Below are 13,773 nucleotides of genomic sequence, written 5' to 3'. Positions count from 1 at the left end.
CACAGATCCGGACATCACAGGTCTCAAGGCATGAGGGATATCGCGGGCCTCCAGGGCGACGGCGTGGGCTCTGCGCGCCGCCCACCACTCGTCGTGCACGGGGGTGAACTTGCCCGCCGCCCGCGCCTGCTCCAACACGGTGGCTCAGGGCAGGGCGCCGGGCTTGCGGATGAGGACTTCCAGGTAGTGGTCCAGCTCCAGGCGGCTTGCCGCCTGGCCGGCAGCCGCTCGTGCCGGGCGACCCCTTCGCGGCCGTCGTAGACGATGAGCTCGCAGGCGTGCAGCATGACCCGGACGCGTCGGCCGATCAGGCGGGCAGGCACGGAGTAGCGGTTGGCGCGCACGGTGATCTGGCTGTGGCGGTCCACCCGCGGCGACAGCAGCAGGCCGGTCTCGAAAGGCTCGACGGGCAGTGGTTCGAGCAGCGGCGCCTCGACGGCGAAGTACTCGCCGACGGTGCGGATCCCGGCTGCCGATCCGGCGCTCCTCGTCGGCCCGGTCCCAGGCGTCGATCATCATGTTCAGCTCGGCCAGCGAGGCGACCTCGGGGATCGGCACCAAGTGGTTGCGGTGAAACCAGCCGATGTCGCCCTCCACTCCGCCCTTCTCGTGCGCGCCCTGCTTGCCGGGCTGGCAGTCGAACGGCTCGATGCCGTAGTGGGAGCGAAACGCTGTCCAGCGCGCGGTCTCCACCCGGACGGGGGAGAACCCCAGCACCCGGGCGACGGCGGCCTCGAGGTTGTCGTAGCGGATCTGGCCGGTCGGCACGCCTCTAATATGCGGGTCTCGATGTCAAGCAAGCCATCCGCAGCGGTGAGGGCTTACCAGCAATCGTGTTACGCCCCCGACGGCTGCAAATCCGGCGACGCTGTGCTCGCCGGGAAGCCGTATAGCTCGCGAAGCCTGGTAGCGATGGCCTTCCCTGCGGCTGTGGCCGCCCCATAGAACTCGCCGTTGTGACTGGGATCCATTCCGGACTCGCGCGTCCAGTACATCGGGTAGGCGGTCGATGTCAGGCGCTCCACCGCTTCGATCACTGGAGGATGCAGAAGGAGGGCGGACTCGTGACTGCACCGCACGTTCGCATGCATGGCTGCCGCGCGCAACTCTTGGCCACCGTCGCTCTCACGCCAGTCCAGTCCGGCGGCTTCCGCCTTGGCCTGTGCCATGGCGATCGCGTTCACCCTGCTTAGCAGGTCGTGAATGGCCGCGTGCATGGCGCGGAGCCCATCACGCTCGAATGCGACTCGATCTAAGTGTTCGGCTTGTTGACGCTCAGCGTTGCGAGTGTCCTGCGTGTTCTGTCTGGTCCAGCGGGTGCGGAACAGTTCTAGCAGGTAACTCGAGACGAAGCCGAGGACAAGCGTAATCAGGGGCAGCAACACGGTGAGCATGCCGCCTACCATCTTCGATTTGGCATTGGGTGTCCACGGGGTCTGCCCAGGCTGCCATGGACCTCCTTCGAGGTTTGAAGACGAGTTCAGGAAGCTTCCCCGTCGAGCCGGTTGAGGAGCCTGTTGAAGATCTGCTCACGAGCGACTTGGCCCTTGGCCGCCGCATCGTCTCGCTGGCGTTCCAGGGTCGGGCGGAACTCGATGGTCGTCACGAAGAAGGTGCATGACTCGCAGATCGACTCGAAAGGGCAGTCCATCTCGACTGGGCGGGCGCAGTAGCCGTTGCCGAGCATCCTGCGGTGCATCTCGCGCCGGAGCTTGGGACCTTCTTTGGAATCGGCGGCTCGATGCTGGTCATGTGCATGGCCGCCATGGGAATCCCGATCTTCCGCATGCTCGAATCCTTTTCTCAGCATGCTGTCTGAAATCGGAGCCTGGATGCCGTCATGTCCCTACCCGGAGTAAGGGCACCTGGGCACGGACGGCTTCATGATCACTGCCGCTGCGCTGGTGCTGGCCGGATGAGGCCACGCGATGGTGATGTTTACGGTGATCTTCTTCCGGTGCTGATGGGGCGGGGTGGCAGAACGGATGTGATCTCCCCCTTGTGCGGCCGGGGTGAGGCTTGGGCGCTTCAACCCGGACCTGCGAATTCACGCCGAGGCAGAGAAGGTGGCGCGGGCTCTGCTGGTCGCGGCCGAGCGCGAAACCGAAAAATTATCGGCGTCCGCAATGGACATGAGGTGTCCATCCCGTTTGTTTCGGTCCAACCTGCCATTTTGTGGTTATTGTGATCGTCGTTCGTGATCCCTTAACGTCACCGGCGTGGGCCCTCCAGGGCCCGGCCAGGAGGCGCAGGGATGGTGCAGTTCGTGCGGACGACGAAGCCCACAGGGTTCAAGGCGATCATTCCGGGCCGGCAAGATCCATGGGAAGCGCTGTTTCTCCGGGACGGCCAGGTCGCGAAGATCAACCTGGAGAGGCTGATCTCCGCAGGGCGGCTGCTGGACGCCTACGACAAGCAACTGGCCGGGATACCCGAGCCGTTCGTCACCTATAGCGACGCGGCGTTCGAAGTGCGGGGTACCACAGGAGCTCGGCGGACGATATTCATCGACGAAGACAAGTGTCTGGACTGGGAGTGGGGCGTCGCGGCCAGATATCAGGGGCCGATCATCGATCTACCGGACTTCGGGCGCCACATCCCGGACGGGTTTCGCAGCGGCCTCGACGCCGTCATGGGACTGCCGGACGACAGCACCATGCTGTTCAAGGGGAGCCAGTGCGCGATCATCGAGTGGGGGGCCAACGGCGGCTGTACCTACAAAGGCGCCCTGGTCGACATGCCCAAATGGAGCTGGCTGAATGTGCCCTCGGACATGAGGGCCGACTTCGACCACGCCGTGATGATCAAATCACCGGACCAGTCGCAGGAAGAGACCTTGTTCATCAAGGGTGACAAGGACGGTTACAGCACCCTGGCCGGCCCGCTCACCTTCACCGTGACCTGAGCCCGCGACCGCGCAGTGACCCCGGTGAGCGGCCACCGGGTCCTGCGCCTGTGGGGCGGACCTGCGGCCGGCATCCGGCGCGTGTGTCACGGCGGATCGCCGCGTACAGCTCGACCTTCGACATGCGAGACTCCCGCAGCACCTCGATGGTTGCACCGCGATCAGCTGAGCGCCGTCGAACTCAGCGGGCGGCCGGGTAGAGGCTCAGGTTGTGGGTGAGCGCGGCGACTCGGCGGGCCGTGAGCCGGCGACGGCCCGGGGCGGGTACGGCGCGCCGCACCCGCGGCGCGACCTCTGGCAAGGCGGCCGTGGCCGCTCTCCCCAGGTCGCCTGTCAGGCCGTCTTCAGCTGCTGGAAGCGGATCATGTTGCCCGCCGGGTCGCGGAAGGCGCAGTCGCGGACGCCGTAGGGCTGTTCGATCGGCTCTTGGAGGACCTCGGCGCCGGAGGCGCGGATCTGCTCGAAGGTGGCGTCGCAGTCGGGGGTGGCGAAGACGACGGCGCGCAGCTTGCCGTTGGCGAGCAGCTCGCCCAGCGCCTTGCGCTCCTCGGGGGAGGCGGCCGGGTCGGCGTTGAGGGTCTCCAGGACGATGTTGACCTCCGGCTGCGACGCCGGGCCCATGGTCAGCCAGCGCGCGCCCCCGTAGGCGACGTCGTTGCGCACCTCCAGGCCGAGAACGTCCCGGTAGAAGGCCAGCGCCTTGTCGCCGTCGTCGATGGTGATGTAGCAGTAGTGAAGGGTGAGTTCCATGTCGGAAACGCTACGACCGGCCCTGTTCCCCCCGCTTCTTCGATCCTGATCGGTCTGACGGTGCGGGGGAGGAGGGCGTGCCCGCCCGGCGTCATGGCCCTCCGCTTTGGGGCGCCGGTTCGAACTCGACATGAACCACCACCTCGACCTGCCGCCGCGCTGACCGTCATCCTGCACCGGCGTAGAAGGCGCGGGCGATGGGTGTCAGCCGCCGGTCACGGTGGTCGTGACGCCGTGAGACCTGATCGCGACCGTGATCCGCTGAAGGACGGGCGCGGTGCGTCCAGCGAGGAAGGCGCCCGCCCAGGAGGACGAGGCGCGACACCGGCCGAGCCGGCCGGCGGAAAATGGGTGGGCGGGACCGGGTTCGGACTGATAGCGTCCGAGAGACCGTGACAGGCCGCTAGGAGGTGAGACCCATGAACGCTGTATCGATGTGGGTGCTCCCCCTCGTCGTCACGGTTGGGCGATTGACGTAGGTGTCGCCGGGAGCGCTTCGACCAGGCAATCCCGGAAGGCGACAACCTATGAATTCAATGCATTCCACTTCGGGCCTGGGCAAGCCCGCCGTAGTGATCAAGCGGGTCGCGGAGACGCAATGGCACGCCGTCGAGGACGACCGGGTGGTCGGCCGCGGCGACACTTCGCGCAGGCCCGACGGGCGGATCTTCGTCAGCATCGACGCCTGGCACGGTGCGGCCTTCGACCGGCTCGCCGAAGCCATGCTGGCGGACCTGCCGAAGCCGCTGTACACGCTGGTCGACGAGGTCGACCTCGAGTTGACGTCCCATTGGGCGCGGGCCGGCTTCACGACGCGGCGCCGCGAGTGGGAGTACCTCGTGCCCACCGATCCGCGGGTCACGGGACTCGGCGCGGCGCTACCACCGCCGGACGTGACGATCATGGCCCTCGGCGCGGCGGAGGAGGGTCCTCTGCGCGCCTTGGACCGCGTGATCCGCGACGAGGTCGAGGCCACCGTCGGGTGGCAGGAGATGCCCGCTGAGGTGTTGCCCCGCCCGGCCGACGTCACCGTGCTAGACCCGTCGAAGTACGCGGTGGCAGCACGGTCCGACGAATACGTGGGACTGGTCCGCCTGGCGCCGGTGCCCCGGCAGCCACGGATCGGGCTGCTCGCGGTCCGGTCCGACCAGCACCGCCGCGGCATCGCCCGGGCGCTGCTCGCCCACGTGCTGGGTTCGCTGCACAGCGGCGGGATCGAAACGGCATCGGCCGAGGTGAACGAATCCAACGCAGCGGCCATGGCGCTGTTCGAGGGCGCCGGCGCCAGGCGCGCGAACAGCAACCTGGAGTTGGTACTCCGCTGACGTCCCACCGTCGACGGATTCCCTTTCCTCACCCACATCACAGTCACCGACCGGAGAAACACGAGAATATGACAAGAACAGCAGGGGGCATCGAAATCGAGGGCACCGTCCTCGAATGCCTGCGCAACGCCACCTTCACGGTGGAACTCCAGAACGGGCACAAGGTGCTCGCGCACATCAGCGGGAAGATACGCAAGAACCACATCAAGATCGTGCTGCACGACCGGGTGCTCGTGGAGCTCAGCCCGTACGACCTCACCCGCGGCCGGATCCTCTTCCGCTACCGGACGTAGCGGCGGACGGGACGCGCGACCAGTCCGACGATCGAGCTGATCTCGGAGACGCGCATCGCGTGGGCGGTGCCAAGGTAGAGCAGTATGCCGAGGCCGCCGCCCACGGCCAGGACGATGAGCGCGCCGAGGAACCCGAGGCCTCCGAACGCGCGCCGGACCACCCAGAGCGAGGCAAGCGCCAGCGCGGCGGCATAGGCGAGGGCCAGTCCCTTGACGACATGCTGGGCGGGCAGCACGACGTACAGGGTCAGCATGAGCAGTGGCCTGCCGTTCACCTGCGCCTCAGATGTTTCGCCCTGACGGCAGCGTCCCCGACCGCCTCGTTCATCGCCGGCCGGCGACCACGGCCGGTGCGTCGACGAGGTGCGTGCGGATCAGTCAGAGGTCACCTCGATGGCGGACGCGGGGCAGACCGCGGCGGCCTCGCGGACCGCGGCGTGCTGGTCCGCGCCGGGCTCGGGTTCCAGCAGGACGACGATGCCGTCGTCGTCACGCTGGTCGAACACCTCCGGCGCGATCAGCACGCACTGGCCCGCGCCGCAGCACTTGTCCTCGTCGACGATGACTTTCATACCGTTTTCTCCTCGTTCTGATTACCAGCGGACCGGCACGGTGCGCAGGCCGCCGACGGCCAGCCCCTCCACGCGCTCCAGTTCCTCCACCGGCACCGCCAGGTCCAGGGTCGGCAGCCTGCGCAGCAGCACCTCCAGCACGACCTGCAGCTCGGTGCGGGCGAGCGCCTGGCCGAGGCAGGAGTGCGCCCCGGCGCCGAACGCCAGGTGGGGGTTCGGGCTGCGGGTCAGGTCGAACCGCTCGGCGGCGTCGAACGCGCTCTCGTCGCGGTTGGCCGCGGCCATGCTGCAGACGACCGTGGTGCCCTTGGGCAGGTGTACGCCGCTGACCTCGGTCTCCTCCTTGAGGTAACGCGGCAGGCCGAAGCCGGAGTTGGCGTCCAGGCGCAGCGACTCCTCCACCGTCGTGCGGATCAGCGACGGGTCGGCCAGCAGCGCCTCCCAGCGGGTTCGGTCCGCCAGCAGCATCGAGACCATCTTGCCGATCATGTTGGCGGTGGTCTCGTGCCCGGCGACCAGCAGGGCCATGCCGGTGACCAGGATCTGCAGGTCGTTCAGCCCGCCCTCCTCGGGCGTGCCGGCCGCGATCAGCTCGCTCAGCAGGTCGTCGCCGGGCTGGGCGCGCTTGGCGGCGAGGTGGTCGGACATGTACTGGAAGAACTCGGCCTGGGCGGCCTCGATCTCCGCCTTGCCGTAGCGGGTGAGGTTGAGCAGGGTGTCCGACCAGTACGAGAACCGGTCCCGGTCTTCGGCGGGCACGCCGAGCATGTCGCAGATGACGTACACCGGCAGCGGAAAGCCCAGGGACGCCTTGAGGTCGCCGGGGGCGCCGCGCTCGACCATGTCGTCGATGAGGTCCTCGGCGATCCGCGCCATCGTGGGCCGGATGGCGTTCATGCGCTTGGCGGTGAACCACTTGCCCACCAGCCGCCGCCAGTGCTGGTGCTCCTCACCGCCGTCGGGGATGATCGCCGCCATTTCGCTGCTGAACAGCCCGCCGTCCTCGGTGGCCGACAGCCGGGCCGCGTCGGGCGCGTTCAGCAGGCGGGTGAAGCGCGGATCGGCCAGCACCTGCTTGACGTCCTCGTAGCGGGTCAGCAGCGCCGCCTGGTCGCCACTGGGCAATGTCACGTGGGCGACAGGGCACTTGCCGCGCAGCTCGGCCCATTCCGGAGGCGGGTCGAGCGCGGCGTCATTCGGGATCGGGTAGTTCAGGACCTGCTCGTTGACACTCATTCGATATCTCCTCGGGGGTCCTGCTGATTCCTCGGGCGGGCGTGAGCGGCGGGTCCGGCTGCCAGGCGCCGGCCGGGATCTGTTCCGACGGCGGCGGCCGGTCGTACGTGGGTGGAGATCCCTTCGTCGTCCGGCCCACACACTAACCTACAGCTGCAAGAAAACTTACACCTGTAGCCGTTCGATATGCTGGAAGACGTGGCCACCACCAGACACAGCACCACCCCACCGAGTGACCGGCGCGTACGCCGCACCCGATCCGCCCTGGCACGCGCACTGATCTAACTCGTGGAAGAACAGGACCTGCCCCGCATCAGCGTCTCCGACGTCGCCGAAAGCGCCGGAGTCAGCCGCTCGGCCTTCTACCGACCATTACCGGCGTGCGATGGGCGTTCCTACGCCGGGTGGTAGGAGCAGCGCGTTCCGGTGTGGATGGCGGCGCGTAATTCGCCGCCGATGAGCGGGTCGGCCTCGGTGATGCGGTTCAGGGCGCGGCGGATGGCCTTCCCCACGGCGATCCGTGCGCGTTCCTCGCTGCCGGCGAACCTACGGGTGCGTCCGCCGAGCCCGGTGGCCGAGGCCAGCTCGGCGATCAGCCAGTCCCGCTCCGCGCGTACGGTGTCGGCGCGCCCGAGGTCGTTCATCGCCTCGAGTTCCTCGATCTCCTCCTGCAACTGCGACAGCCGCTGCTTGTAGGTGCGTTTGGCCTCGTCGTCCAGGACCGGCTGGCCGGACTCGCCGCCGCCCGCCCCCTCCGGGTCCCCAGGCTGAGGGCCGGCCGCGAGGTCGGTGGCGGAGATCTCGTAGCCGGGGTTGGCGAGCAGCGTGGCCAGGTGGCCCATCCCCACGCTGTGGCCGACGACCACGACCCGGCCGCCCAGCTCGATGCGCCACTGCCGGCCTCGGCGCCGGCACACCACCGCCCGCGCCGGCTCGCTCCCCGAGGACGGCAGGCCGTGCCCGGTCGCCGGTGGCGCGACCGGGCCGGCGCCGGCGGGCGGTGCCATGCCGAGGGCCGCCGCGTCCTGGGCGGCGATGGCGAGCTGGCGCAGGGCCGCCTCCGCGTGCGGGCCGTCCCGCAGGGCGAGTGCCTGGCCGAGGCGCGACCGGGACAGGACGGCGGCCGGCCAGTGCCCCAGCGCGAGGTTCCCGCGGACGGCCGCCCGCAGATGCTCCACCGCCCTGCCCACCTCGCCGACGGTGAGCGAGGCGACGCCGAGGGAGTGGTGCACCGAGCCGAAGCAGGTGACCCCGAGGCTGGCGATCACCGGACGGCTCGCGAAGGGGGACAGCAGGGCGTAGGCCTGGGCCGAGATCTCGTCGTCCGCGAGCAGGTGCGCCGCCTCCACCACCCCGTACATCGACATCAGCCAACTGCTCGACCGTGGCAGGTCGGCGAGGTCCTGGCCGCGCAGGCGTGCCAGCATGGCCGTGGCCAGGCGGCGGTCTCCGGCGGTGGCCGCCGCGACGGCGAGGCCCGCGAAGGTGGAGTTGTCGTTGGTGCTCAGGGCGGGGGAGTTCACGAGTTCGGACAGCAACGGGACGAGTTCGGAGGCCCTGCCCTGGTACCACCGGATCGTCCCCAGCTGGGCCCGGTACCACCCGATGGTGTCGATGTCGCCGGCCGCCATGCCGCGCCCGGCGCAGTCGGACGCCATGGCCTCCGCCTCGGCGAACCGGCCGCCCCGGATGTGGAGCATCACCTCGATCGCGCTGATCACGAAGCCGGCCGCCAGGTGGTCCTTCGGGGAGAGAAGACCACGCAGTTCCTCCAGGGAGCGTTCGGCGTGCGGGTCACCGTCCAGGAACAGGTCGACCGTCCGCCACAGCAGCCCCATCACCAGGTCGCCGCGGCGAGAGGTGCTGACCGCGACGCCGATCATCTCCTGCGCCAGTTCCAGGCGCAGGGCCGCGTGCTCGGGGCCGAGCACGCAGTGATGGGCCAGGCTCAGCGCCTCGGCGAGCGCCACGGCGTCGCGGGTGTCCCTCGCCTCCGCGACCACGCCCATGATCGTCCTATGGTCGCCGGCCCGGTACCCCTCCTCGCCGGCGAGCCTCGCCCGCAGCCGGAGCGCGAGCGAGGAGGCCGGGTCGACCAGCGAGAGCGCACGGCTCTGCCGTACCCCCACCGTCGCCGCGCCCGTGGCCGTCCGGTGCTCGTGCACCCACAACCCGCCGAGCCCCAGCGCGGCACGTGCCGTCGCCTCAGAGTCGCCTCTGACCTCGGCCGCGTCGTGGGCGGCCTCGAACCACCTGCGGGCGGCCTGCAGGTCCCCCTCCACGTACAGCGCGTGCTCCCCGGCCTGAAGCGCCGATCGGACGTCGTCCCACGCGGGAGATCGCCTCTCCACCCCTGGCACCGCACTTCCTCGCAGTCGGATCCCCGATCCGGCGTTCGGGTAGTCGTGCGGGCGGGTGCCGGCGGAGCGTGTGATGCCGTGCCAGGTCCCCGCTCGCGTGTCAACGAGCATGCCGCGCGGCCCTTGTAAGCGGCTAGTGAACGGGCCGCCACTGCTCTGGTGGAACGCGACGGAACGGCGTGGAACGCCTACCCAGTGAAGAGCGGAGACGCTCCACCAACGGGGAAACCGCAGCATCAAGGAGAGCCGACAGATGAAGAACAAGGGTAAGCTCGCCGCCCTGGCAGGCGCGTTCGTCGCGCTGGGGGTGGTCCTGCCGGGGGCGGCCCAAGCCGCCACCGGGAACAACCTCAACGTCCCGTTCGCCGATCAGTACTCCCACCTGCCCAGGACGATCGTCGCCGGCGACTGCCGGGAGACCGGCCTGAACCAGGAGCCCGATCTGGCGCACTCGTACATTCGGCTGTTACCGCCGAACGCGACCGGCAACAGCGAGTACATCTGGAAGAGCACGGTCTACACCGTCAAGAGCACCACGGGTGACGTGTGGCACGCGACGTTCGTCTTCAAGACCGCCGCCGGGACCCCGGTGCTCACGGTGAAGGCCGACGGGCCGCGCATGGCCCCCGGCTGGGTCCGTAAGAAGCTGGGTCTGCCGTTCTACTACGACGAGACCAGAGGCGGCACCGTCAACATCACCCAGGCCCAGTACAACAGCATCGCCTTGGTCGACTGGAGCGGCGATTGCTAGAGCCCCGGTGACGTCCCCGCCCGATGACCGGCCGGCCATCGGGCGGCGGCCGTTACTCCTCCTCGTAGCAGTCCGGCCAGGGGAAGCCGAGCATCTCGGCGAACTCCCGGCCGCCGCTGATGATCTCGGCGTAGGCCTTCGGGTCGTCGCCGCGCAGCCGGTTCACCAGGCGCGCCGCCTGGCTGTTCACATCCGTGCCGTCGAGGGGGACGGTCAGTGAGAACTGCAGCCACGGTTCGTCGTCCGTCCAGTCCTCCAGAGGGGAGGGGCGGCGCCGGTGCAGGAAGATGATCTCGATCTCGTCCTGCCGGTCGACCGCCGCGTGCACGTGGTGCAACTCGCACTGCCACGCCGACAACAGGCCGGGATCCTCGCGCAGCAGGCGGAGCACCTCCCACGCGAGCGTACGGGCGCGCCACTCCCAGCCGCGGTCGCCCACGGCCCGGCCGATCACCTCCTCGTAGGCGTCGGCGGCGAAACAGGCCGGCTCCAGCGTGACCGCCTGGCCGGAGGAGTCGCGCCAGTCGCGCCAGACGACCGTGCCGTCGTCGCGGGCGATCGTGACGTAGAGAGCGCCGCAGCACCCCTCGGTGCGGTACGCCTCGGCCAGCCGTACCTCCCGGGGCTCCTCGGCCGCACCCAGGTCGTCCAGCAGCAGTTCAGGAGGGTACGGCGTGCCCGCGCGGAACGCCTTGGCCACGACCGGCCGGCCGTTCACCAGCAGCCGTGTCTCCACCGGTCCGGACAAGGCGGGATCGGGGACGACGACGTGGACGGCGAGATGGTCGTACCCGTCCTGGCCAGGCGGCGGCACCGGAGGCAGGGTGCCGACCGCGCGCTGTGCCCAGCCCGCTCGCCAGCGGGTCATCGCGTCGGGGGATCGTGCGGCCTCCTGGAGCAGATCGATCCAGCGCGCCGAGACCAGCAGCCGCCGTAGCCGCTCCAGCGTCGCCTCGAGAGTGCCTGACGACCAGGGCAGGCAGGCGGCATGGCCGCTGACCAGCTCCTGGGCGAGAGTGACGGCCGCGGCGACGAGGTCCAGCGCCGGGTTCGCGGTCGCCGCTTGCACGGCGAAGGCCGCGACGGCGTACCTTCACGGCCACGGGCCCGAGGCATCGCAACAGGCCGAGCGTACGGACCAGGGGGACGTCCTCCGGACAGGCTCGGGATAGGGGCGTCCGCCGTCCGGGAGGGGCGCGTCCGGTGTCAGCGCGTGCAGGCGCGACGCGTGATCGAACATGGACGGCCGGTGGCCGAGCGCACTGCGCTCGTGGCCGACGCTCATCGGCCGGGGCTGAACTCGATTCTCTCAGCCATGCGGCACACCATGCCATCCCCGGAGCTCAGGCGGCAAGAGCGGAGGGGCCCTCGATCGGGGCTCAGAGGTTGCGAGGGGCCCTCCGAGGAGGTTCAGAGGTTGCGAGGGGCCCTCCGAGGAGGTTCAGACGTTGCGAAGGGCCCTCTGGTGGGGTTCAGACGTTGCGAAGGACCGAGACCACGATGCCCAGCACCACGGCGTCGTCACCGTCGATGACGTCGTAGGCGGGGTTGCGTGGTTCGAGATGAACGTGCCCGTCACGCCGGCGGTACACCTTGACGGTGGCCTCGCCGTCGATCATCGCGGCGACTATCTGGCCCGAATGCGCCTCGGGCTGCTGCCGCACCACGACGATGTCGCCGTCGCAGATCGCGGCGTCGATCATCGAGTCGCCCCGCACGCGCAGACCGAACACGGTGCCGCGCCCGGTGAGGTCACGAGGCAGGGTCAGCGTGTCGTCCACGTGCTGTTCGGCCGCGATGGGGCTGCCCGCGGCGATGTCCCCGACCACGGGCACGGTCACCAGGTCGGCGGCCGGTTCCGGTGCCGAGGCCCGCAGGAACAGACGCACGTCGATCGGCCGGGTCATCGTCGTGCCCCGGCGGAGGAAGCCCTTCTCCTCAAGGCTTTTGAGGTGTTTGGACACCGATGAGGACGACCGCAGCCCGACGGCGTCGCCGAGCTCGCGGGTGCTCGGCGGATATCCGTACCTGACCACCCAGTCCCGGATCGTGGCCAGGATCCGCTGCTGGCGCTGCGGCAGGGCCGAGAAGTCCAGGTACTCGAACGCGTCAGGATCGTCGTAGGTGGTCACCTGGGCAATGGTAAAGGCCGGAGCCTCGGTGCGCGGGCGGTGCAGGCCGAGTCTTTCGGCCGGGGGAGTGGGGCCAATGGCCCTAACGGGCGGCCGGCGGATGCACGAACCCTGAAGTTGAACGGCAAGGCAGACCCCGTGGAGAGGAGGCCCATGATGACGTGGAAGCACGGGCCCGCCGGGCGGTTCGCGTGCGGGGAGCCCGGCCAGGAGGAGCAGCGGCGGAGACGTGGAACGCCGCGGGTGCGGCCATGAACGCGATGAGGCTGCTGCTGGCAGGAGCAGTGGGCGCGGTCGCGTGGGGAGCCGCCTCGACCGCCGGGCCGCCGGCCGGCGCCTCCCGGGGCGGAGCCGAGGCGCCTCCGCCGACGACACGATGCGAAGTACCGGCGTTGCCCGGCACCGTGGTGAAGGTGACCTTGACCGACACGGGCGGCATGAGCTGGAGGCCGCACGACGACAGCCCCGGCTACCGTCCCCAGGCCGCGATGCGGGGGACGATGCGGCTGACGGCCGCCCCGTCCGTCGTACGTCAGGGGACGGTGTCCCTGAAGGCGATCAACACCGGCACCATGGCGCACGAGGTGGTGGTACTGCCACTGCCACCGGGCCACCGCCCCGGGCAGCGCCCGGTCGGCGCCAACGGGAAGGCCGACGAGACCGGCATGCTCGGCGAGGCGGCACGCACCTGCGGAAAGGGCGCCGGCGAGGGCATCCTTCCCCATTCGGCCGGCTGGACCACGTTGACGCTCAAGCCCGGCCATTACGAGTTGATCTGCAACCTGCCCGGCCACTACGCCGGAGGCATGTACGACGAGCTCGACGTCACCGGCTAGAGCGAGGCCGCCGCCTCAGGTGTGGCGGACCCGGCTCACCCCCGGGATGGTCCGCGCCAGCAGGTCGGCGATCTGGTCGAGGTGTTCGGCCGCGTGGCCGTGCAGTTCCACCTCGCCCTCGTGGACCGTCACCTCCCAGGAGGGGCCGGAGGGGAACTGCTCCCGCAGCGCCTTGACGACGGCCTCCCGCACGACGGTGTCGGGGGCGGCCAGCATGGCCATCAGGTCACGCCGGCTGACCATGCCGACCACCTGGTCATCGCGCAGCACGGGAACGCTCTTGACCCTTCTGGCGATCATCAGATCGACCAGGTCCGTGACGTCGGTGTTCTCGGTCACCGTGGTGACCGTGGTCGACATCACGCTGCCGACGCGCCGGGGCGCGGGTCCAGCCGATGTGCCGATCACGCGGTGACTCGCGCGGGGATCGGGTTCGAACGCTCCGCACAGCAGGTCCATCTCGCTGACGATCCCGACCAGTTCCCCGTGGTCGCCCAGCACGGGGGCGGCGGTGATGTCGTGGCCGTACAGCTTCCGGATGGCGTGCCGTATCGGATCTTCGCGGCGGAGGGTGACGGCGGGTGTGCTCATGACCTCGTGGACGAGCATGACT

16 protein-coding genes are annotated in these 13,773 nt (G+C 69.6%); 5 read left to right on the top strand and 11 right to left on the bottom strand.

Going from position 1 to position 13,773, the window contains the following annotated elements; all coding sequences use genetic code 11:
- Positions 1-23 precede the first annotated feature (23 nt).
- The 3 genes from KIK05_RS49425 to KIK05_RS18845 all read right to left on the bottom strand — a co-directional run bounded on the left by KIK05_RS49425 (position 24) and on the right by KIK05_RS18845 (position 1,810).
- Positions 24-368, bottom strand: coding sequence for a Mu transposase domain-containing protein (locus KIK05_RS49425; protein ID WP_372455598.1), 345 nt, complete (start codon positions 366-368; stop codon positions 24-26).
- 468 nt (positions 369-836) lie between these two features.
- The gene (locus KIK05_RS18850) at positions 837-1,394 is read right to left on the bottom strand and encodes a hypothetical protein (RefSeq protein ID WP_214412040.1); all 558 of its coding nucleotides are present in this window, start codon (positions 1,392-1,394) and stop codon (positions 837-839) included.
- An 86-nt stretch (positions 1,395-1,480) separates the two neighbouring features.
- Positions 1,481-1,810, bottom strand: coding sequence for a hypothetical protein (locus KIK05_RS18845; RefSeq protein ID WP_214412039.1), 330 nt, complete (start codon positions 1,808-1,810; stop codon positions 1,481-1,483).
- A 444-nt stretch (positions 1,811-2,254) separates the two neighbouring features.
- On the opposite strand from KIK05_RS18845, the gene KIK05_RS18840 reads away from it, so the two are divergent.
- The gene (locus KIK05_RS18840) at positions 2,255-2,905 is read left to right on the top strand and encodes a hypothetical protein (RefSeq protein ID WP_214412038.1); all 651 of its coding nucleotides are present in this window, start codon (positions 2,255-2,257) and stop codon (positions 2,903-2,905) included.
- A gap of 333 nt (positions 2,906-3,238) precedes the next feature.
- On the opposite strand, the gene KIK05_RS18835 is transcribed toward KIK05_RS18840, so the two are convergent.
- On the bottom strand, positions 3,239-3,655 hold the full coding sequence (locus KIK05_RS18835; RefSeq protein WP_214412037.1) for a VOC family protein: 417 nt from the start codon (positions 3,653-3,655) through the stop codon (positions 3,239-3,241).
- A 527-nt stretch (positions 3,656-4,182) separates the two neighbouring features.
- On the opposite strand from KIK05_RS18835, the gene KIK05_RS18830 reads away from it, so the two are divergent.
- A complete protein-coding gene (locus KIK05_RS18830; RefSeq protein ID WP_214412036.1) occupies positions 4,183-4,980 on the top strand; it encodes a GNAT family N-acetyltransferase in 798 nt (265 codons plus the stop codon).
- 68 nt (positions 4,981-5,048) lie between these two features.
- A complete protein-coding gene (infA, locus tag KIK05_RS18825) occupies positions 5,049-5,273 on the top strand; it encodes a translation initiation factor IF-1 (RefSeq protein WP_214412035.1) in 225 nt (74 codons plus the stop codon).
- Here infA and KIK05_RS18820 read toward each other — a convergent pair.
- The 4 genes from KIK05_RS18820 to KIK05_RS18800 form a co-directional block, all read right to left on the bottom strand.
- Positions 5,261-5,548, bottom strand: a complete 288-nt coding sequence (locus KIK05_RS18820; RefSeq protein WP_214412034.1) for a hypothetical protein — start codon at positions 5,546-5,548, stop codon at positions 5,261-5,263. The two genes, infA and KIK05_RS18820, sit on opposite strands and share 13 nt — an antisense overlap.
- 99 nt (positions 5,549-5,647) lie before the next feature.
- A complete protein-coding gene (locus tag KIK05_RS18815; RefSeq protein WP_214412033.1) occupies positions 5,648-5,845 on the bottom strand; it encodes a ferredoxin in 198 nt (65 codons plus the stop codon).
- Between the two features lie 21 nt (positions 5,846-5,866).
- A complete protein-coding gene (locus KIK05_RS18810; RefSeq protein ID WP_214412032.1) occupies positions 5,867-7,081 on the bottom strand; it encodes a cytochrome P450 in 1,215 nt (404 codons plus the stop codon).
- 395 nt (positions 7,082-7,476) lie between these two features.
- On the bottom strand, positions 7,477-9,441 hold the full coding sequence (locus tag KIK05_RS18800; protein ID WP_308249992.1) for a hypothetical protein: 1,965 nt from the start codon (positions 9,439-9,441) through the stop codon (positions 7,477-7,479).
- Positions 9,442-9,694: 253 nt separating this feature from the next.
- On the opposite strand from KIK05_RS18800, the gene KIK05_RS18795 reads away from it, so the two are divergent.
- Positions 9,695-10,192: a hypothetical protein gene (locus KIK05_RS18795; RefSeq protein WP_214412031.1), complete on the top strand. Its 498-nt coding sequence runs from the start codon at positions 9,695-9,697 to the stop codon at positions 10,190-10,192.
- 52 nt (positions 10,193-10,244) lie between these two features.
- Here KIK05_RS18795 and KIK05_RS18790 read toward each other — a convergent pair whose 3' ends face one another.
- Both KIK05_RS18790 and lexA read right to left on the bottom strand, forming a co-directional pair.
- Complete coding sequence (locus tag KIK05_RS18790; RefSeq protein ID WP_214412030.1) at positions 10,245-11,261, bottom strand: hypothetical protein; 1,017 nt, start codon at positions 11,259-11,261, stop codon at positions 10,245-10,247.
- Between the two features lie 403 nt (positions 11,262-11,664).
- A complete protein-coding gene (gene lexA / locus KIK05_RS18785) occupies positions 11,665-12,273 on the bottom strand; it encodes a transcriptional repressor LexA (protein ID WP_250563044.1) in 609 nt (202 codons plus the stop codon).
- Between the two features lie 302 nt (positions 12,274-12,575).
- Between lexA and KIK05_RS18780 the strand changes: the two genes are divergently transcribed.
- Positions 12,576-13,160 carry a cupredoxin domain-containing protein gene (locus tag KIK05_RS18780; protein WP_214412029.1) on the top strand — a complete coding sequence of 195 codons (585 nt, stop codon included), beginning with the start codon at positions 12,576-12,578 and terminating at the stop codon, positions 13,158-13,160.
- 15 nt (positions 13,161-13,175) lie between these two features.
- On the opposite strand, the gene KIK05_RS18775 is transcribed toward KIK05_RS18780, so the two are convergent.
- The gene (locus KIK05_RS18775) at positions 13,176-13,769 is read right to left on the bottom strand and encodes a CBS domain-containing protein (RefSeq protein ID WP_214412028.1); all 594 of its coding nucleotides are present in this window, start codon (positions 13,767-13,769) and stop codon (positions 13,176-13,178) included.
- Positions 13,770-13,773: the final 4 nt, after the last annotated feature.

The organism is Sphaerisporangium fuscum, from assembly GCF_018531465.1.
Classification (GTDB): domain Bacteria; phylum Actinomycetota; class Actinomycetes; order Streptosporangiales; family Streptosporangiaceae; genus Sphaerisporangium; species Sphaerisporangium fuscum.
The sequence above is the reverse complement of the archived record's forward strand: the minus strand, read 5'-3'. Positions and strand labels throughout refer to the sequence as shown.